Genomic DNA, 18956 nt, shown 5'->3' with positions numbered 1-18956 from the left:
AGGGCAGGGCGATGGAACTGTTCACCTACTACCGCTCCACCTCTTCGTATCGGGTGCGTATCGCCCTGGCGCTCAAGGGCCTGGATTACCAGGCCGAGCCTGTGAACCTGCTCAAGGGCGAGCAGCGCGGCGCGGACTACCTGGCGCTCAATCCGCAAGGGCGGGTGCCGGCCCTGCGCACTGACGCTGGCGAGTTGCTGGTGCAGTCGCCGGCGATCATCGAATACCTGGAGGAAGCCTTCCCGCAAACGCCACTGCTGCCCCGTGCGCCCGAAGCCCGGGCCAGGGTGCGCGGCGTGGCGGCGATCATCGGTTGCGATATCCACCCGCTGCACAACGTCAGCGTGCTCAATCAGCTGCGTCAGTTGGGGCACGACGAGGGCCAGGTCAACCAGTGGATCGGCCACTGGATCAGCCAGGGGCTGGCGGCGGTGGAGCAACTGATCGGCGATGACGGCTTCTGCTTCGGGGCGACGCCCGGCCTGGCCGACGTCTACCTGATCCCGCAGTTGTACGCGGCCGAGCGTTTCAACATCGACCTCGGTGGCTACCCGCGCATTCGCCGGGTGGCCGCCCTGGCCGAGCAGCATCCGGCCTTCCATCAGGCCCACCCGGCGAGGCAGCCCGACACGCCCGACTGATCGCCACCGCCCGCACCTGCACTCATAACAACAAAAGACAGGGACCTTGCGATGCACAACCAGATAGCCAGCTTTCGCGCGGCGCTCGACGCGCGCCCGGTGTCACCCTACCAGTGGCGCCTGCTGCTGCTGTTGATCCTGCTGTTGGTCACCGATGGTTATGACGCCCAGGTGCTGGGCTATGTGATCCCCGCGCTGGCCCAGGACTGGGGCCTGGAAAAGGCCGCTTTCGGGCCGGTGTTCAGCGCCAACCTGCTGGGGCTGACGGTCGGTTCGCTGGCGGTGACGCCACTGGCCGACCGCTTCGGCGTGCGCAGGGTGCTGCTGTGCTGCGTGGTGCTGTATGCCAGCCTGACGCTGCTGATGGTGTTCGCCTCTTCCCTCGACAGCCTGATGCTGGCGCGCTTTCTCTGCGGTATCGGCATGGGCGGCGCGATGCCCAGCGCCATGGCGCTGATGGCCGACTACGCGCCGCCCCGACTGCGCACCTTGATGGTCACCCTGGCGGCCTGCGGTTTCTCGCTGGGTGGCGCTGCGGGGGGCTTCGTCGCCGCGGGCTTCATCGATCATTACGGCTGGCAGGCAGTGTTCCTTGCCGGCGGCGTGGCGCCCTTGCTGCTGTTCCCGTTCCTGGCGCTGTTCCTGCCCGAGTCACTGCCGCGCCTGCTGCGTGACGCTCCGCCCTATGCGCGGCTGCAGCGGGTCACCGCTCGCCTGCTGCCGGGCTGGCAGGTACCGGCGGCGCGCATCGCCATCGACGAACCGGCGGACAGCAAGCTCACCGTGGTGGCGCTGTTTCGCGAGGGGTTCGCCCGGCCCACGCTGCTGCTGTGGAGCACCTTCTTTGTCAGCCTGATCCTGTTGTACTTCATGATCAGCTGGCTGCCGTCGCTGCTGCAGGAAAGCGGGCTGGCGCTGAACCAGGCCAACCTGGTGACTTCGCTGTTCCTGTTCGCCGGCACCTTCGGCGCGGTGTGCCTGGCCTGGTGCGCCGACCGCATGGCCAACAAGGCCCACTTGTTGGCGGGCGTGCTGCTGGGGGCGGCGCTGTTCAGCGTGCTGGTCGGCCTCAACCATGACGACCCGCGCTGGCTGGTGCCCAGTGTGTTCGCCGCCGGGTTCTGCATCATTGGCGGGCAGTTGACGCTCAATGCCTTCGTCAGCAACTTCTACCCGGCCCAGGTGCGCGCCACCGGTACCGGCTGGGCCCTGGGCGTCGGGCGTTTCGGCTCGATCCTCGGACCGTTGCTTGGCAGCCTGCTGCTGACCTTGCACATGCCTGTGGAGCAGATCTTCTTCTTCTGCGCCGTGCCGGCGCTGCTCGGCGCGCTGCTGATCAGCCGGGTACGCGCACCGCAGCCGCGCGAAGCGACGGTGAAGGGCGAGGCATTAGTGGATTGAGCGTTTGCCGTTGGGCAACTGGCCGAGGCGTTCCGTGAGTTTCAGGCGCTCCACCGGGTCGTCGGTCAGCAGCAGGGCGTGCTCCAGGTCGAAGCGCTCTGCCTGGGGGCAGTCCAGGTGCTGGTACAACGTGGCCCGCGCCAGGTAGTCGCCGACCTGCACCGGGCCCAGTTGCATGACCCGCTCGGCGTCGATAAGCGCCGCGAGGTCGTTGTCGTTGCTGATATGCAACTGGCGAAGGTTGCGCGACAGGCGCTGGAGCATCTGCATCGGCGAGGCGCTGCGCAGGTGCTCGGCGGTCAGCGGCAGCTGTGGGCCGAACTGGCGGGCGAGCAGCTCGCGGCAGTCGTTGGGGTACAGACGCCGGCCGCCGCAAGGGTCGAGCAGGTGATCGGCACCGGGCACCCGCAGCAGGAAGTGGCCGGGAAAGTTCACGCCCTCCAGGGGGATCGACAGGCGGCGGGCCAGCTCCAGGGCAAGGATCGCCAGCAGCAGCGGTTGGCCACGTCGGCGTTGCAGCACTTTGTCCATCAAGGCCACGTGCGGGCGCAACGGGTGGTACTCGTCCTGCTGGTAGCCCAGTGCGTTGAGCTGACGCAGCAAGGGCTGGGCCAGTTCGTTGACCGGCAGCATCGGCAGGCTGGTGCTGACTTCGCGTTGCAGCTCGTGCAGCCTGGCAAGACTGGTCGCGGGCTCGACAGTGCGGTCATGCTCGGCGGCGATCCACAGGGCGGCTTCCAGCAGGGCGACCGGCTCGCGTTCCAGGCAGGCCAGGCAGGCTTGGCGTGGGTTCATGGGGCTTCTCCATCACGCTTAACTTGTAGCCCTGGCGCGGCTTTTCGTCCAGTGGTCCGCCGGCGCGGTGTGCGGCCTTGACCTGTTTATACTGGTAGGAGCACCTCTCGGGGGAGCCCGTCGATGTTCGCGCTCATGCAAAGCACCCGCACCCAGTCACTGCACCTGTTCATCGACCCGCCCACGGGTTTGAAGGCCGTGGTGGCGATTCACAGCGAACAACTGGGCCCGGCCATGGGCGGCTGTCGCTACCTGCCCTATGCCGACGACGAGAGCGCCATGACCGATGCCATCCGCCTGGCCCAGGGCATGAGCTACAAGGCGGCCTTGGCTGGCCTGCCGATGGGCGGCGGCAAGGCGGTGATCGTGCGCAATCCGCATGTGGAAAACCGTGCAGCGCTGTTCGAGGCGTTCGGGCGCTTCGTCGACACGCTTCAGGGACGTTTCATCACCGCGGTGGACAGCGGCACCTCGACCCTCGACATGGACTGCATTGCCCAGGCCACTCCCTACGTCACCAGTACCACCGCCTCGGGCGATCCTTCGCCCCATGCGGCGCTGGGCGTGTTTGCCGGCATCCGCGCCACCTCCATGGCCAGGCTTGGCAGTGACAACCTGGAGGGGCTGCGAGTGGCGGTGCAAGGGTTGGGCAACGTCGGCTATGCGCTGGCCGAGCAACTGCATGCGGCGGGTGCCGAATTGCTGGTCAGCGATCTGGATGCCGGCAAGGTGCGCTTGGCCGTGGAGCAGCTCAATGCGCACCCGGTGGCCCATGAAGCCTTGATCAGCACGCCGTGCGACATCTTTGCGCCGTGTGGCGTTGGGCCGGTGTTGAACGGGCAGAGCGTGATGCAACTGCGTTGCGCGGCAGTGGCGGGGTCGGCGAACAACCAGTTGACCACGCTGCAGGTGGCCGACCAGTTGGAGAACCGGGGCATCCTGTATGCGCCGGACTACGTGATCAATGCCGGTGGGCTGATCTATGTGGCGCTGACCCATCGGGGCGAGGGGCTGGGGACCATTACCGCGCACCTGGCGCGGATACCGTCGCGGCTGACCGAAGTGTTCGCCCATGCCCAGGCGGAGAAACGTTCGCCGGCACGGGTGGCGCAGATGCTGGCGGAAAGATTGCTGTACGGCTGAAAGCCATTTCGCGGGGCAAGCCCGCTCCCACGAGATTTTCCATGGATGCGGGCCGTGCGGGCTTGCCCCGCGATGGCGTCATTCCACCGCGCCGCCTTCGAGCAGCTCCGCCAGTGCATCGGGCTGGCTCTTGAATGCCCGGGCGAACACATCGCGGTTCTTGGCCATGTAGATGCCGGCTTCCTCTACCTGCTGCTCGCTCATCGAAGGCACGGCCTTGTGCAGTACCTCGGCCAGGCGTTCGGCCAGCTCGAGCATCTTGTCGTGACGGTCTGCTTCGGCCTTATCCATGAACAAGCGCTCCGGGTCGCGGCTGCTGCGGTACACCACTTCGACGGCCATTCATCACCTCTGTGCCTTTTTGCTGATTGGGTTGCGGACAACTGTATTTTTATACAGTACATCGCCAGGCCATCACCGTGCAACCGCAATGATGGCCAGGCAAACTGAAAATCAGCGTAGCCCACAGGTGCCCTGCGGCAATCGACCGCCTTCCAAGACAGGAGCCATGGCCCTTTAACTGCATGGCACCAGACCTTCAGTATCAGGAATCGAACATCGTGAACATCAAATGGGCAGAAAAGCTGCGCAAGGGCCTGCACGGCTCCGCCGACTCGCTGGGCAACCTGTGTGTGGAGGCCTTCCACTACCTGGCGCTGTTCGGTATCGGCGCGATCACCGCCTATGCGGCGGTGGTGACCTTCCTGGACATGCTGGGCAAGGGTGGGGTGAGCGTCGATGACATCCTGCTGCTGTTCATCTACCTGGAGCTGGGGGCGATGGTGGGGATCTACTTCAAGACCAACCACATGCCGATCCGCTTCCTGCTCTACGTGGCGATCACCGCGCTCACGCGTTTGCTGATCGGTGATGTCTCGCACCACAAGGCACCGGATGTCGGCTTGCTGTACGTGTGTGGCGGTATCCTGCTGCTGGCCTTCGCCATCCTGGTGGTGCGCTATGCGTCGTACCGCTACCCGTCGACCAAGGCGCTGGATGCCAGCGGCAAGGAAGTGGACGAGGGCAAATAGCCCTCAGTTGGCCAGGCCGGCGGCAGGGAAGCGGCGCTCGCCCTGCGCGGGGCGGGTCAGGGCGGCAAGCACTTCCAGCGGGTTCTGCCCCAGCTCGATGGCCAGGCCCAGGCGGATGCTGTCGATGACCCGTTGCAGGCGCACCGGGTCGTTGCGCTGGGCCTGGCTGATCAGGCGCTTGGCAACCACGCCGCTGTCGTCGGAGAGGGTCAGCATGATGCTGCCGTCCAGGCGCTCGATGCTCAGGTTGACCCGGTACTCCGGGGCGAAGGCGGCGCTGATCTGATCGAAGGGATTGTTCATGGTCGGGTTCTGCAGTGAATGATTGCAGAAGTTGACCGGGCTCGGCCGAGGTTGGTTCAGGCCCGCTGATCGGTGAACAACGAAAACGCCCGGCGCAAGGCCGGGCGTTCTTGTCTGACCCGTTGCCGGTCAGGCGTCTGGATCACTCAGTTCCAGGGCGCCGCGCTTGCTGCGCAGCTTGCCGTAGAAGTGTTCCAGGGCGTGGTTCAGTTTGCTGGCGGCGCCATCGACGGCATGTTCCAGCGAAGTGGCGGTGTGGGTCACGGAAATCGGTTGATGACCCTTCGGGCGAGCCTCCATCTGGCAGCGTTTGTCGTGGGGACCGGGCTTGGCGCCGTTTTCGTCACGCAGGTGGACTTCAATGCGGGTGAGGTCGTCCTCGTAACGTTCGAGGCTGCTTTGCAGGGTACTGCGGACCCATTGGTCGAGACGGATGTTGCCTTCGATATGGTTGCTGCTGTTGACCTGGATTTGCATGATTCAATCCTTATTCAGCTTGCTCGCGAGAGGCGCGCCTAGGCCACTGAGGACGTTGGTTTTCCTGCGCCTCTTGACTCTAAAGTCAGACAAGCGGCGGACGAATTCAAGCCCTTTCTGAAAATAAATTTCCTGTTGCAATTCGCTCCGCTCACAACGATGACGGCCGATCACTGCAATCAATAATGCTGGGCCATCCGCCAGGCGGCCCCTAAGCTCAGGCGCATTTCCTCACCCGTCGGGAGCGCCGCATGTCTAGCAACCCTCTGTTCCAGCCCTTCACCCTTGGCACCCTCGATCTGCCGACTCGCGTGGTCATGGCGCCGATGACCCGTACCTTCTGCCCCGGTGGCGTACCCCATGACGCAGTGGTCGACTATTACCGTCGCCGCGCCGCCGCCGGTGTTGGATTGATCATCACCGAAGGCACCACGGTCGGGCACAAGGCCGCCAATGGCTACCCCAATGTGCCGCGCTTCCATGGCGAAGATGCCCTGGCCGGTTGGAAGCGTGTGGTCGACGCGGTCCATGCCGAAGGCGGGCGCATCGTGCCGCAACTGTGGCACGTGGGCAGTGTGCGCCGCCTGGGCACCGAGCCGGATGCCGAGGTGCCGGGCTATGGCCCGAGCGGCAAGGAGAAGGATGGCCAGGTACTGGTCCAGGAGATGAGCCACGACGACATTCGCGAGGTGATCGCCGCCTTCGCCCAGGCCGCGCGCGATGCCCAGGCCATCGGCATGGACGGCGTGGAAATCCACGGTGCCCACGGCTACCTGATCGACCAGTTCTTTTGGGAGGCCAGCAACCGTCGCGACGACGAATACGGCGGTGACCTGGCCGGACGCTCGCGTTTCGCCATCGAGCTTATCCAGGCCGTGCGCGCAGCCGTCGGCCCGGACTTCCCGATCATCCTGCGCTTTTCGCAGTGGAAGCAGCAGGACTACAACGCACGCCTGGTACAGACCCCAGAGGCCCTGGCGGCATTCCTCAAGCCCTTGTGCGACGCGGGTGTGGATATCTTCCACTGCTCTACCCGGCGCTTCTGGGAGCCAGAATTCGAGGGCAGCGAGCTGAACCTGGCCGGCTGGACCCGCCAGCTCACCGGCAAGCCGACCATCACCGTGGGCAGTGTCGGCCTGGATGGCGAGTTCCTGCAGTTCATGGTCGCCACCGACAAGGTGGCCAAGCCGGCCAGCCTCGAAGGCTTGCTGCAACGCTTGCAGGACCAGGAGTTCGACCTGGTGGCCGTGGGCCGTGCCTTGCTGGTGGATGCCGAATGGGCGCGCAAGGTTCGCGAGGGGCGTGAGGCGGACGTGCTGCCGTTCAGCCGTGAGGCGCTGACGACCCTGGCTTGATCACCAGGGGCGGCGCCTGTTCGCGGGTAGCCTGCAACACGCGGCAGGCATCGTACAGGTAACCCTCGAACTGCTCGATGATCGCCGGCCAGCCCTGGCGGCTGGCATGCTGGCGGGCATTGAGGCGCACCCGGCGCAGGGTTTCGCTTTCCTCCAGCAACCAGCAGGCGGCGTCGATGAACGCCGCCTGATCACCCGGCATGGCCAGCGCGCCGCTGTGGCCGTGGCGGATGTGCTGGGCGGCGGCGGCTTCATCGTAGGCGACCACGGCAAGGCCCGAGGCAAGCGCCTCGAGCACCACGTTGCCAAAGGTCTCGGTCAGGCTCGGGAACAGGAACAGGTCGCCGCTGGCATAGTGCTCGGCCAGTACCTCGCCGCGCTGCGCACCGCAGAACACCGCATCGGGCAACTGCTGTTCGAGCTGGCCGCGCAGTGGGCCATCGCCGACGATCACCAGGCGCAGCCGCCGGTGCGGGTAGGCCCTGCGCAGGGCTTCCATGCAGGGGCGCAACAAGGCCAGGTTCTTCTCCGCGGCCAGGCGCCCGACGTGCAGCACGGCCAGGTCATCCACGCCCAGCCCCCACTGCTCGCGCAGGGCCTGGCTGCGCCTTGCCGGGTTGAACAGGCCGGCATCGACCCCGCGGGCCATCAGGCCAAGACGTTCGAAGCCGCGGCGTTCCAGTTCCAGGCGCTGGCTGATGCTGGGCACCAGGGTGATGGCGGTACGCCGATGGAACCAGCGCAGGTAGTGGGTCAGCAGCCGCGACAGCAGCCCCAGGCCATACTGCCCAGAATACTGCGCAAAGTTGGTATGAAAGCCACTGACCACCGCCACGCCCAGGCGCCGGGCGGCGCGCAGGGCGCTCAGGCCCAATGGACCTTCGGTGGCGATGTACAGCACGTCCGGACGCTGCCGGCGCCAGCGGCGCCAAAGCTTGTGCATCGACACTTCGCCCCACTGCAGGCCGGGGTAGCCGGGCAATGGCCAGCCACGGCACAGCAGCAGTTCGTCATTGTTGCCCGTTGCGCTGTCGGCGGCCTGCCGCGGGCGGATCAGCTCGACCTGATGCCCGCGCTGGCGCAGTCCCTCGCTGAGGCGGCCGAGGGTGTTGGCCACGCCATTGATCTCGGGTGGGAAGGTTTCGCTGACCAGGGTGATGCGCAAGGACGGTGTGTTCATGGCAAAAAGTGTCCGACGCCCCCATTGCGGCCATATGACGCCTTTGTGACGTGCGGATGACGCCTGATTTCCGGCAGTTTCATCCGTTTGAATATTTCCTTGCAACGCACTCAAGAACTCTCGGGACGCAGCCGATGCAGATGCATTCGACTACGGGAATTCGCTCCGGGAGAGCGGCCATGTTCAACAGCAAACTGAAGAAAGAAATCCAGCAACTGCGCGAAGAACTGATGTCCATCGAGCAGGTCAAGAACAGCCTCGACAGCGAGATGCTGGTGCTCCAGCTCGACCCACAGGGGCGCATCGAGTCGGTCAACGGCAACTTCGAGGCCGAAATGGGCTACCGCGCCGAGCAGCTCATCGGGCGCAATATCGAGGAGATCGTCCCGGCCCATGTGAAGAAGCTCGATTTCTATCAGCGCATGAAACACGCCATCACCCGGGGCGAGCACCTCAACGGCGCCTTCCGCCTGCTGCGTGGCAACGGCGAAGAGGCCTGGCTGCGCTCGATCCTGCAACCGGTCAAGGACAGCGACGGGCGCATCAAGTACTTCTCCCTGCACTCCAGCGACCTGACCCGCACCATCGAGACGTCCCGCGAGCATGAGAGCCTGATCAAGGCCCTGATGCGCTCCACCGCGGTGATCGAGTTCAACCTCGAAGGCCAGGTGCTGACCGCCAACGACCGCTTCCTGCAGACCATGGGCTACACCCTCGAACAGATCCGTGGCAAGTCGCACCGCATGTTCTGCGAGCCGGAAGAGGCCAACTCGGCGGGCTACCAGGAGTTCTGGAACAGGCTGCGCCGCGGCGAATTCGTTGCCGAGCGCTTCAAGCGCATCGATGCCCATGGCCGCGTGGTGTGGCTGGAGGCCTCGTACAACCCGATCATCGACGCCCATGACGTGCTCTACAAAGTGGTCAAGTTCGCCACCGTGATCACCGACCAGGTCAACCAGGAACTGGCCGTGGCCCAGGCCGCCGACATCGCCTACACCACCTCGCTGGAAACCGACGACAGCGCGCGCAAGGCCACCGACGTGGTAACCCAGACCGTCGAGGTGATGCGTGGGCTGGAGGGCTCGATGCAGGACGCCGCCGAGGGTATCCAGGCGTTGGACAAGCAGTCGAAGGTGATCGGCGCGATCATCAAGACCATCAGCGACATCGCCGGGCAGACCAACCTGCTGGCGCTCAACGCCGCCATCGAAGCCGCCCGCGCCGGCGAACAGGGCCGTGGTTTCGCCGTGGTCGCCGACGAAGTGCGCCAACTGGCCTCGCGCACCAGCAGCGCCACCGAGGAAATCGCCAAGGTGGTGCAGCAGAACGAACAGCTGGCCCAGGCCGCAGTGGACATCATCGACACCAGCAAGCGCCAGGCCGAGCAGGGCCTGGCCTTGGCCGCCGATACCGGCGGGGTGATCGTCGAGATCCAGGAGGGGGCGAAGAAGGTGGTGGATGCGGTGGGGCAGTTTTCCAGCCAGTTAAGCCACTGATCCGTTCAGCGTCTTGCTTTAGCTGCTGCGGCGAGACGGCTGCTACAGAGGGTTGCGCTGTGCCTGTGGGAGCCGGCTTGCCGGCGAAAGGGGCGCAACGCGCCCCCGGTCCTTTCAAGTGCGTTCACGCACCCAGAACAACGTTGCCCCGGCCACCGCCGCCGGCATCATCAGCACGTTGACCCCCGGAATCATCAGCGCCAGGTAGGTGATCCCGCCAAAGCCCATCGATTGCCAGCGCTTGGCGCGCAGCCAGGCGAGCATGTCCTGCCAGCTCATCTTGTTGTTGTCCGCCGGGTAGTCAATGTACTGGATGGCCATCATCCAGATACCGAACACCAGCCACAGCGGCGCGGCGATCACGTTCACCACCGGGATGAGCGACAGGATGAACAGGCCAATGGCCCGCGGCAGGAAGTAGCCGAGCTTGCGCATCTCGCGGCTCAGGGTACGTGGCACCATGGCCATCAGCTCGCTCCAGCTGAAGGGCGGGAAGTTGTCCTGGCCGCGTACCACCACTTCGACCTTTTCCGCCAGGAAGCCGTTGAACGGCGCGGCGATGACGTTGGCCAGCAAGGTGAAGGTGAAGAACACCATCAACAGCACCAGGGCGACGAACAGCGGCCACAGGATGTAGGTGAGAAAGCCCAGCCAGTCGGGCAGGGTGGGCATCAGCGCATCGACCCACAGGCTGAACTGGTGGCCGGCGAAGTAGATCAGGCCGCCGAACAGCAGCAGGTTGACCGCCAGGGGCAACAGCACGAACAGGCGCAGGCTGGGGCTCAGGACCAGTTTCAGGCCTTCGCGCAGGTACTGCGGGCCGGACAGGACGGGGGCTTGCATCGGAATGCTCCGCTTGAGGAAAACGCGCTGACCTTACCGAGTTTGGCGCGCCGACGAAAGGCGCCGCGCCTTCGGGAAACGGCGTGTAACAAAGCGCAGGCACAATGCCTGTCGGTTTCCTCAGCGGATAGAGACTGTCTATAAGGTGGATTGTCGAAGGATATTTCCTTAATCTCTGCGGCCTCGCTACAGTGCGCTCAACTTTTTTGGTTTTGGACCAACGCGTTGTAGCCTTCCCCAAGTGCTGCGTGGGTCCCTTTTAATTCCAGCTGGCGCAACCGGCGCACCGACGCCGGCCCCGTGCGGCCCGCTCGACAGGAGTTCGACATGTCCGAAGTACGTCATTCGCGCGTCATCATTCTCGGTTCCGGCCCTGCCGGTTACAGCGCCGCGGTGTATGCCGCGCGCGCCAACCTCAAGCCGCTGCTGATCACCGGCATGCAGGCGGGCGGCCAGCTGACCACCACCACCGAAGTCGACAACTGGCCGGGCGACCCTCACGGCCTGACCGGCCCGGCCCTGATGCAGCGCATGCAGGAGCACGCCGAGCGCTTCGAGACCGAGATCGTCTTCGACCACATCAACGCCGTCGACCTGGCCAACAAGCCGTTCACCCTGCGCGGTGACAGCGGCACCTACACCTGCGACGCGCTGATCATTGCCACTGGCGCCAGCGCCCGCTACCTGGGCCTGCCGTCGGAAGAAACCTTCATGGGCAAGGGCGTGTCGGCCTGCGCCACCTGCGACGGCTTCTTCTACCGCAACAAGCCGGTGGCGGTCGTCGGCGGCGGCAACACCGCCGTGGAAGAGGCGCTGTACCTGGCCAACATCGCCAGCAAGGTGACTCTGGTACACCGTCGCGACACCTTCCGCGCCGAGAAGATCCTGATCGACAAGCTGAACGCCCGTGTCGCCGAAGGCAAGATCGAACTCAAGCTCAACGCCACCCTGGACGAAGTGCTGGGCGACAACATGGGCGTGACCGGTGCGCGCCTGAAGAACAACGATGGCAGCTTCGACGAAATCAAGGTCGACGGTGTGTTCATCGCCATCGGCCACACCCCGAACACCTCGCTGTTCGAAGGCCAGCTGACCCTGAAGGACGGCTATCTGGTGGTCCACGGCGGCCGTGAAGGCAACGCCACCGCCACCAACGTCGAGGGCGTGTTCGCCGCCGGCGACGTGGCCGACCACGTCTACCGTCAGGCCATCACTTCGGCCGGCGCCGGCTGCATGGCGGCCCTGGACGTCGAGCGTTACCTGGACGGCCTGGCCAACGCCGCGCACTGATCCAGCCTTTGCGGGCCGGCCCGCTCCTGCACAGAACGTGGGAGCGGGCTGGCCCCGCGATAAAAAAACCGGCCATCTGGCCGGTTTTTTTATACCTGCGATTCAGCTCACAGACTCAGCCGCATCGACAGGTCCACCGCCTTCACATCCTTGGTCATCGCACCGATCGAGATGTAGTCCACACCGGTGTCGGCGATCACCCGCAGGGTGGTCTCGTTGACCCCGCCGCTGGCCTCGAGCTTGGCCTTGCCCGCGGTGATGCGTACCGCTTCGCGCATTTCATCCAGGCTCAGTTCGTCGAGCATGACGATATCGGCGCCCGCCGCCAGCGCCTGGCGCAGCTCGTCCAGGCTTTCCACCTCGATCTCCACCGGCTTGCCCGGGGCGATGCGGTGCGCCGCCGCCACGGCCTCGGCCACGCCGCCACTGGCGGCGATGTGGTTTTCCTTGATCAGGAACGCGTCGTACAGGCCGATGCGGTGGTTGTGGCAGCCGCCGCAGGTAACCGCGTACTTCTGCGCCAGGCGCAGGCCCGGCAGGGTCTTGCGGGTATCGAGCAGGCGCACCTGGGTGCCCTCGACCAGGTCGGCCAGGAAGCGTGCGCGGGTTGCCACCCCCGAGAGCAGTTGCAGGAAGTTCAAGGCCGAGCGTTCACCACTGAGCAGCGAGCGTGCCGGGCCTTCGAGGTGGAACAGCGCCTGGTTGGCGGTGGCGCGCTCGCCATCGGCCACCTGCCAGTGCACCGCCACCCGCGGGTCGAGCTGGCGGAACACCGCATCGACCCAGGCGGTGCCTGCGATCACGCAGTCCTCGCGGGTGATGATGGTCGCCTTGGCCAGGCGCTCTGCCGGGATCAGCTGGGCGGTGATGTCGCCGCTGCCGATGTCCTCGAGCAGCGCGCGGCGCACGTTGGCTTCGATTTCGGCGGTCAGGTCGGCGAGGCGTAGGTTCGGCATGGTCGGCTCCACAAGCTAGGTGCCGGCGATTATAGGGCAGGGGGGCGGCGTGTACAGCTGCCGTGCCGATGACCTTTGGTCAGGCGGTTTGAGCAATTGTGCAAAAGCATTGTCCGTTGAGGCGTGCGAAAGGCGTGCTAGCAGCTGTCAGAATTTTCACCGATAATAGCGCCTTGTAATTGGCGTCATAGCTTTGACGATTTCTCTTCCAGTCGAACAACGCAACATCCAGCAAGGAGTCCGGGATGCATGATGAAGGCAAGGTGGTGCCCTTGGCGGCTGCCATCGACCGGGGTGCGCGCGCGCCCTCGCCATGCCTTCCAGTCCTGCTCCTGCAGGTGCGCGACAAGGCCGCGCTGCAATTGCGCCAGGGCTTGCAGGCGCTGTTCGACAATGCCGACGACACCCTTTTCGAAATGGCCGACAAGGCCAGTGGCCGCCTCGACCAGAACCTGTACTTCGAGGCCATGCGTGACCTGCGCCTGAAACGCAAGAGCATCGAGCGCGGGTTCCTCGACACCTTCTACGACGCCTTTGCCCGTATCGGCCAGGGCGGTGGGCTCGAGGCTCTGGTCAGGTCACAGACCCAGGACAGGTCGGCGCTGGAGCGCACCGTGGCCGTGCAGGCCATGGTCGATCGGGTGCTGTCGCGCGACGGGTTTCTGCTCGATCAACTGAACCTGCGCTTCACCACGTTGCTGGAACTGCCGCTGGAAACCGCGCACAACCCACTCGGCCCAGGCAACCTCTGCGGTTACTTCCTGGATGCCGGGCGCAACCTGGGGGTTGGCGCCAACGTCAAGATGGTGCTGCTCAAGCTGTACGAGCGTTATGTGCTACGTGACCTCGACCTGCTCTACGGCGAGGCTAGCCAGCTGCTCGCCAGTGCCGGCGTGCTGCCGGAGCTGCTGCCCGCGCCACGGCGCCGTGCCGAGGACCGGCGCGGCATTGCCAGGCGCGTGACGGCCAGCGTCATGCCGGGCGGCCTGCCCGACTCCGCCGGGCAGGCGTTCTTTGCCTCGGTGCAGGCGCTGCTGGCGCCGGTGCGTGGGCGGGTCACGCCACGTTTGCAGGCGGCCGGTGCGGCCCAGCCGACCAGTACCGGCGACCTGCTGCGCCTGCTCACCCACTTGCAGCACTATGTGCCAGCCCCTGGCGAGCCGGATGACTTCAACCTTGGCCAGCAGCTGGAGCAACTGCTGTTGCGGGTCAGCGTGCGCAGCGGCACGCGGCGGCGCATTGCCACCGACGACGAAGACACGATCAACCTGGTCGACTTGCTGTTCACCTTCATCCAGGGTGACCACAACCTGCCGTCCAGCCTGCGCGCGTTGATCGTGCGCCTGCATATCCCGGTGCTCAAGGTGGCGCTGATCGACAAGGGCATGTTCAGCCGTGGCAGCCACCCGGCGCGCCGCCTGCTCAACGAAATCGCCGCCGCGGCCATTGGCTGGGAGACCGAGGCCGAGGGGCTGCGCGACAGCCTGCACCTGCGCGTCGAACGTATCGTGCAGCGCCTGCTCAATGACTTTTCCGACGATTGCGCCCTGTTCGACGAGCTGCTCGATGAGTTTCTCGCTTTCAGCCAGGATGAACGTCGGCGAAACGAACTGCTCGAGCAGCGCACCCGTGACGCCGAGGAGGGCCGCGCCCGTACACTGCTGGCCCGCCAGCGTGTGCAGCAGGAGCTGAACGACCGCCTGCATGGCCGGGTGCTGCCGCAGGTGGTGGTGCAGATGCTGGTGCAATCCTGGAGCCAGGTGCTGCTGCTGGCCTGGCTGAAGCAGGGTGAGGCTTCGCCAGCCTGGGCCGAGGCCCTGGCGACGGTGGACGACCTGTTGGTCAGCATTGCCCCTTACCGTGAGCCGCAACGCCTGCTGGAGCAGGTGCCGGGCCTGCTCAAGGCGCTGCGCGATGGTCTGGCGGGGGTGGCGCTGGACTCCGCCGCCACCCGTGATTTCTTCCTGCAACTGGAGAAGCTGCACCAGCGCGCCTGTGGCAGCACGCCGGAGGCGGATGCCGCGCTGGACGAAGTGTGGGTGGAGGACGATATCGTGCTGGTCGTCAGCGATGAGTCCGAGTTGGACGCTGGCCTGCCGCTCGACGAGCATGACCCTGCCGTTCATCAGGTACAGCGGTTGCAGGTCGGCACCTGGGTCGAGGTGATGGACGACGACGAGGCGCTGCGCTGCAAGCTGGTGGCACGTATCGACAGCAACGACCGGCTGGTCTTCAGCAACCGCACCGGCATGAAGGTGCGCGAATGGAACCGCATGGGCCTGGCCATGGCCCTGCGTCGTGGCGAGGTACGCCTGCTGGACGATGGCCTGCTGTTCGAGCGGGCGCTGGAGGCGGTGCTGGAGCAGTTGCGTGGGCAGCAGGCGCAGCAAAGCTGAAGCTTCCTGCACAATCATTTACATGCAAGCACTGGCCGCCCACGGCATACTGACCATCTGTCTCGGGCGTCATTTCAGGATCTGCACCATGCAATTGGACCGCGCGACCGGCTGGTTCACCGGCGTCAGCCACTGCCCCTCGCCGAACTTCAACGCCCGCCCCGAAGGTGAGGCCATTGCGCTGCTGGTCATCCACAACATCAGCCTGCCTCCGGCCTGTTTCGGCACCGGCAAGGTGCAACAGTTCTTCCAGAACCGCCTGGACCCGGACGAGCACCCGTATTTCGCGACCATCAACCACCTGACCGTCTCGGCGCACCTGTTCGTCGAGCGCGATGGCGCGGTGACCCAGTTCGTCTCGTTGCTCGACCGTGCCTGGCATGCCGGTGTGTCGCGCTTCGGCGAGCGCGAGGGCTGCAACGATTTTTCCATCGGCATCGAGCTGGAGGGCACCGACGAGCTGCCCTATACCGATGCCCAGTACGCCACCCTGGAGCGGCTGACCCGCGAGATCCGCGCGGCTTGGCCGGTGATCGACGCCCAGCGCATCTGTGGCCACAACGATATCGCCCCGCAGCGCAAGACCGACCCGGGCCCGGCCTTCGACTGGCCGCGCTACCGGGCCGCGCTGCAACGCAACGAGGACAAGGCATGAGTTTTCTGGTGTTGGTGCTGGCGCTGTGGGTCGAGAAGTTCTCGGCCCTGCGCCAGCGGTTGCAGCGCGACGGCTTCTACCTGGGCGAACTGGTGCGCCTGGAGCGCAGCGGCAAGGTCCACCCGTGGTGGACGCTGAGTATCTTGATCCTGGCGCCGGTGGCGCTGCTCGTGCTGCTTTTGCATGTGCTGGAACCGGTGGCCTACGGCTTGCTGGCGCTGCCGGTGCATTTGCTGGTGTTGGTCTATAGCCTGGGGCGCGGCGATGTGAAGGCGGCGCTGGGGCCGTTTCGCGACGCCTGGCGCCGGGGTGACGAACAGGCCGCGCTGCATGTGGCCGAGCGCGACCTGGGGCTGGCCGCCGACGATGCCCAGAGCTTGATCAAGCGGGTTCAGGGCCACCTGCTGTGGCAGGCCTACCAAAGCTTCTTCGCGGTGATCTTCTGGTACTTCCTGCTCGGTCCGGCGGCGGCGCTGGCCTACCGCCTGCTGGCGCTGACCATGGACAACAGCCGCCAGCCGGCCTTGCAGAGCCTGGCCGGGCAACTGCGCCACGCCATGGACTGGCTGCCGGTACGGGTGATGACGGTGAGTTTCGCCTTGGTCGGCAACTTCGTCGCGGTGACCCGCGTGATGCTGCACGAACTGCTCGACTGGCACGTCAGCGCCGGACACCTGGTGGCCAAGGTTGGCCGGGTAGCCGACGACATCCCTGAGGAGGAGGACCGCCAGCGCGGCCTGGAGCGGCTGGACAGCCTTTGGGAGCTGCTGCTGCGCTGCGCGGTGCTGTGGTATGCCTGCTTCGCCCTGTGGACCGTGCTGGTCTGAACCGTTTGCTACTGAGTTCGATCGCTTAACCATAAGTTACAAACCTTGATTCCAATCTGCGCTATACAAAGCCACTGGCCCTAGATGGCCTAGTGCTACCCCGCAGAACAACAAGAATTCAAGGAGGTGACCTGTGAAGCGTCTGCTCTATCCGGCCATCGCACTGATGAACCGGCTGAGCTTCGGCATGAAGTTCAGCCTGATCAGCGTCCTGTTCTTCCTGCCCATGCTGGTCACCAGCTTTTATCTGGTACGCGACGCCTACAACCAGCTCCAGGCCACCCGTGGCGAATTGCAGGGGCTGGCGCCGTTGTCCGAGAGCCTGACGTTGCGTGGCGATCTGGAGACCCTCGGCAACCTGCTGCAGATCAATGCCGTGCTGGGCCAGTCGGGCCAGGCCGGCGATGTGGAAAGCCGTATCGCGGCGCTGCAGGACAAGGTCCAGGCCCGGCTCGATGGCCTCAAGGGTAGCGACCCTGCGTTCGAGGCCAAGCGTGCCGAGCTGGCCGAGGCCTTCGCCAGTGCCCGTGACGAAAGTTCGCTGCAGAACAAGGCGGCGCTGTTCGACAAGTTGCTGGCCCAGGCCCAGGTGCTGGGCAAGCTGGTGGCCAGCCAGTCGGGCCTCAGCCAGGACAGCCAGGCCTCGGTGCGTCAGTTGAGCGAGCTGCTCGGCAATGCCACGGCCCAGGTGACCCAGGCCATCGGTGAGGGCCGGGCAATGGGCGCGGTGGCCCTGGGCCGTGGCTTCATGGACTCCTCGGGCAGCGCGCGTTTCGAAGACCTGCTGCAGCGCCTGGAGCGCTTGTCCGCCGATTACGCCATTCGCCTGGATGACGCCCTGGCAACCGATGCCGGGCTCAAGCTCGCGCTCGCCAGCAGCGCCCAGGCCAGCCAGGCCACCGTCAAGCAGGCGGCGACCCTGTTCGAGGACCAGGTGGTGGTGGCCGAGAGCCTGGACGCGCCGTGGGCCGGTTTCTACCAGCAGACCAGCGACCTGATGGCGCAGACCTACCGCTTGAACGATGCCGTGCTTGCCCATCTGCATGGGCAACTGGAAGAGCGCCTCGGCCAGCACCGCCTGCGCACGGCCGCGCTGGTGGCGGCCTTGGCCAGCGTCTTCGCGTTGATCATCTACCTCTACAGCGGCTTCTACGTCTCCACCCGGGAAACCCTCGGCAACCTCGGCACCGCCATGGACAAGGTGGCCGCAGGCGACATGACCATCAGCTTCCAGGCCAGCAGCCGGGACGAGCTGGGCGAGCTGGGGCGTGGTTTCAACGAGACCGTGCGGCGCATTCGCGGGCTGATCGAGCAGGTCGGCAAGACCGTGACCACGGTCGAGGAACAGGCCGGCCAGGTGCTGTCGGTGTCGAGCCGCAGCAACCAGGCGGTCAGTGGCCAGCGCGAACAGATCGAGCAGGTGGCCACGGCCATGAACCAGATGAGCGCCACCGCGCTGGAGGTCGCCCGCAGCGCGGCCCTGGCCGCCGAAGGCGCGCAGCGGGTCAACCATGAGAGCGCCTCGGGCCGCGACCTGGTGGAAAGCCAGCAGGGCAGCATCGCCCGCCTGGCCGGCGAGATCGACCAGAGTGTGGCGGCGGTGAACCAGCTGGCGGGCGACAGCCAGGCCATCGGCCGGGTATTGGAGGTGATCCGCAGCATCGCCGAGCAGACCAACCTGCTGGCCCTCAACGCGGCCATCGAAGCAGCCCGAGCCGGCGAGCAGGGCAGGGGGTTTGCCGTGGTTGCCGATGAGGTACGCACCCTGGCCAGGCGCACCCAGGATTCCACCGAGGAGATCGCGCAGATGATCCAGCGCCTGCGCGAAGGCGTGGGTGCGGCGGTGCGGGTGATGGGCAGCAGCCACCAGATGGCCGCCGGCACCGTGGACGAAGCGCGCCAGGTGCAGCAGGCGCTGGGCAATATCCTTGGCGCGGTCGGCGGGATCGTCGAGCAGAACCAGCAGATCGCCGCCGCCGTCGAGCAGCAGACCGCCGTGGCCCACGACATCGACCAGAACATCGTGGCGATCAACCGTGCGGCGCAGGACACCACCGAAGGCGCTTGTCAGACCGAGGATGCGAGCCGCGCATTGTCGGCGCAGGTGGTGGAGCTTAAGCGGCTGATCGGGGCGTTTCGGGTCTAGTGTTGCGGGGTTGAATAGACG

The 18956-nt window shown here is 65.6% G+C and carries 18 protein-coding genes and 1 pseudogene; 12 read left to right on the top strand and 7 right to left on the bottom strand.

The features are described 5' to 3' along the window. Positions 1-11 precede the first annotated feature (11 nt). A complete protein-coding gene (gene maiA, locus CCOS191_RS22695) occupies positions 12-641 on the top strand; it encodes a maleylacetoacetate isomerase (protein WP_046857086.1) in 630 nt (209 codons plus the stop codon). 51 nt (positions 642-692) lie between these two features. Beyond that, complete coding sequence (locus CCOS191_RS22690; protein ID WP_046857085.1) at positions 693-2042, top strand: MFS transporter; 1350 nt, start codon at positions 693-695, stop codon at positions 2040-2042. Here the strand turns inward: CCOS191_RS22690 and CCOS191_RS22685 are convergent. Then, positions 2031-2837, bottom strand: coding sequence for a SirB1 family protein (locus CCOS191_RS22685; RefSeq protein ID WP_046857084.1), 807 nt, complete (start codon positions 2835-2837; stop codon positions 2031-2033). The genes CCOS191_RS22690 and CCOS191_RS22685 overlap by 12 nt on opposite strands. A 123-nt stretch (positions 2838-2960) precedes the next feature. On the opposite strand from CCOS191_RS22685, the gene CCOS191_RS22680 reads away from it, so the two are divergent. Next, positions 2961-3980: a Leu/Phe/Val dehydrogenase gene (locus CCOS191_RS22680; RefSeq protein ID WP_023631473.1), complete on the top strand. Its 1020-nt coding sequence runs from the start codon at positions 2961-2963 to the stop codon at positions 3978-3980. 78 nt (positions 3981-4058) lie between these two features. Here CCOS191_RS22680 and CCOS191_RS22675 read toward each other — a convergent pair whose 3' ends face one another. Beyond that, complete coding sequence (locus tag CCOS191_RS22675; RefSeq protein ID WP_023631474.1) at positions 4059-4322, bottom strand: YebG family protein; 264 nt, start codon at positions 4320-4322, stop codon at positions 4059-4061. A gap of 218 nt (positions 4323-4540) precedes the next feature. On the opposite strand from CCOS191_RS22675, the gene CCOS191_RS22670 reads away from it, so the two are divergent. Next, positions 4541-5011 (top strand): phosphate-starvation-inducible protein PsiE, encoded by a 471-nt coding sequence (locus tag CCOS191_RS22670; protein ID WP_031315617.1) that lies wholly within the window; start codon positions 4541-4543, stop codon positions 5009-5011. A gap of 3 nt (positions 5012-5014) precedes the next feature. On the opposite strand, the gene CCOS191_RS22665 is transcribed toward CCOS191_RS22670, so the two are convergent. Next, positions 5015-5314, bottom strand: coding sequence for a DUF3509 domain-containing protein (locus CCOS191_RS22665; RefSeq protein WP_046857083.1), 300 nt, complete (start codon positions 5312-5314; stop codon positions 5015-5017). A 129-nt stretch (positions 5315-5443) separates the two neighbouring features. Further along, positions 5444-5791, bottom strand: a complete 348-nt coding sequence (locus tag CCOS191_RS22660) for an HPF/RaiA family ribosome-associated protein (protein WP_023630676.1) — start codon at positions 5789-5791, stop codon at positions 5444-5446. A gap of 251 nt (positions 5792-6042) precedes the next feature. Here CCOS191_RS22660 and CCOS191_RS22655 point away from each other — a divergent pair, with 251 nt between their 5' ends. Further along, a complete protein-coding gene (locus CCOS191_RS22655) occupies positions 6043-7146 on the top strand; it encodes an NADH:flavin oxidoreductase (RefSeq protein WP_046857082.1) in 1104 nt (367 codons plus the stop codon). Here the strand turns inward: CCOS191_RS22655 and CCOS191_RS22650 are convergent. Next, entirely contained in the window at positions 7115-8326 is a 1212-nt protein-coding gene (locus CCOS191_RS22650) for a glycosyltransferase family 4 protein (RefSeq protein ID WP_046857081.1), read from the bottom strand. The genes CCOS191_RS22655 and CCOS191_RS22650 overlap by 32 nt on opposite strands. Before the next feature lie 56 nt (positions 8327-8382). Here CCOS191_RS22650 and CCOS191_RS28830 point away from each other — a divergent pair. Then, positions 8383-9228: pseudogene (locus CCOS191_RS28830) on the top strand (PAS domain-containing protein); the annotation flags it as partial. A gap of 162 nt (positions 9229-9390) precedes the next feature. Then, positions 9391-9822, top strand: coding sequence for a methyl-accepting chemotaxis protein (locus CCOS191_RS28825; protein ID WP_437180101.1), 432 nt, complete (start codon positions 9391-9393; stop codon positions 9820-9822). A gap of 114 nt (positions 9823-9936) precedes the next feature. Here CCOS191_RS28825 and cysZ read toward each other — a convergent pair whose 3' ends face one another. Continuing rightward, on the bottom strand, positions 9937-10665 hold the full coding sequence (cysZ, locus tag CCOS191_RS22640; RefSeq protein WP_046857079.1) for a sulfate transporter CysZ: 729 nt from the start codon (positions 10663-10665) through the stop codon (positions 9937-9939). 327 nt (positions 10666-10992) lie between these two features. On the opposite strand from cysZ, the gene trxB reads away from it, so the two are divergent. Continuing rightward, positions 10993-11955, top strand: a complete 963-nt coding sequence (gene trxB / locus CCOS191_RS22635) for a thioredoxin-disulfide reductase (RefSeq protein WP_046857078.1) — start codon at positions 10993-10995, stop codon at positions 11953-11955. 107 nt (positions 11956-12062) lie between these two features. On the opposite strand, the gene nadC is transcribed toward trxB, so the two are convergent. Beyond that, complete coding sequence (gene nadC / locus CCOS191_RS22630; RefSeq protein ID WP_038707378.1) at positions 12063-12911, bottom strand: carboxylating nicotinate-nucleotide diphosphorylase; 849 nt, start codon at positions 12909-12911, stop codon at positions 12063-12065. 245 nt (positions 12912-13156) lie between these two features. On the opposite strand from nadC, the gene CCOS191_RS22625 reads away from it, so the two are divergent. The 4 genes from CCOS191_RS22625 (at position 13157) to CCOS191_RS22610 (ending at position 18935) form a co-directional block, all read left to right on the top strand. Then, positions 13157-15307: a DUF1631 domain-containing protein gene (locus tag CCOS191_RS22625; protein ID WP_046857077.1), complete on the top strand. Its 2151-nt coding sequence runs from the start codon at positions 13157-13159 to the stop codon at positions 15305-15307. A gap of 88 nt (positions 15308-15395) precedes the next feature. After that, positions 15396-15962: a 1,6-anhydro-N-acetylmuramyl-L-alanine amidase AmpD gene (gene ampD / locus CCOS191_RS22620; RefSeq protein ID WP_038707380.1), complete on the top strand. Its 567-nt coding sequence runs from the start codon at positions 15396-15398 to the stop codon at positions 15960-15962. Continuing rightward, on the top strand, positions 15959-16789 hold the full coding sequence (ampE, locus tag CCOS191_RS22615; RefSeq protein WP_046857076.1) for a regulatory signaling modulator protein AmpE: 831 nt from the start codon (positions 15959-15961) through the stop codon (positions 16787-16789). Before ampD ends, ampE begins: the two co-directional genes overlap by 4 nt. 133 nt (positions 16790-16922) lie before the next feature. Continuing rightward, a complete protein-coding gene (locus tag CCOS191_RS22610; protein ID WP_046857075.1) occupies positions 16923-18935 on the top strand; it encodes a methyl-accepting chemotaxis protein in 2013 nt (670 codons plus the stop codon). Positions 18936-18956: the final 21 nt, after the last annotated feature.

The sequence above is a fragment of the Pseudomonas sp. CCOS 191 genome (genome assembly GCF_001007005.1).
GTDB lineage: Bacteria > Pseudomonadota > Gammaproteobacteria > Pseudomonadales > Pseudomonadaceae > Aquipseudomonas > Aquipseudomonas soli.
This window is presented reverse-complemented; position numbering and strand designations above follow the sequence as displayed.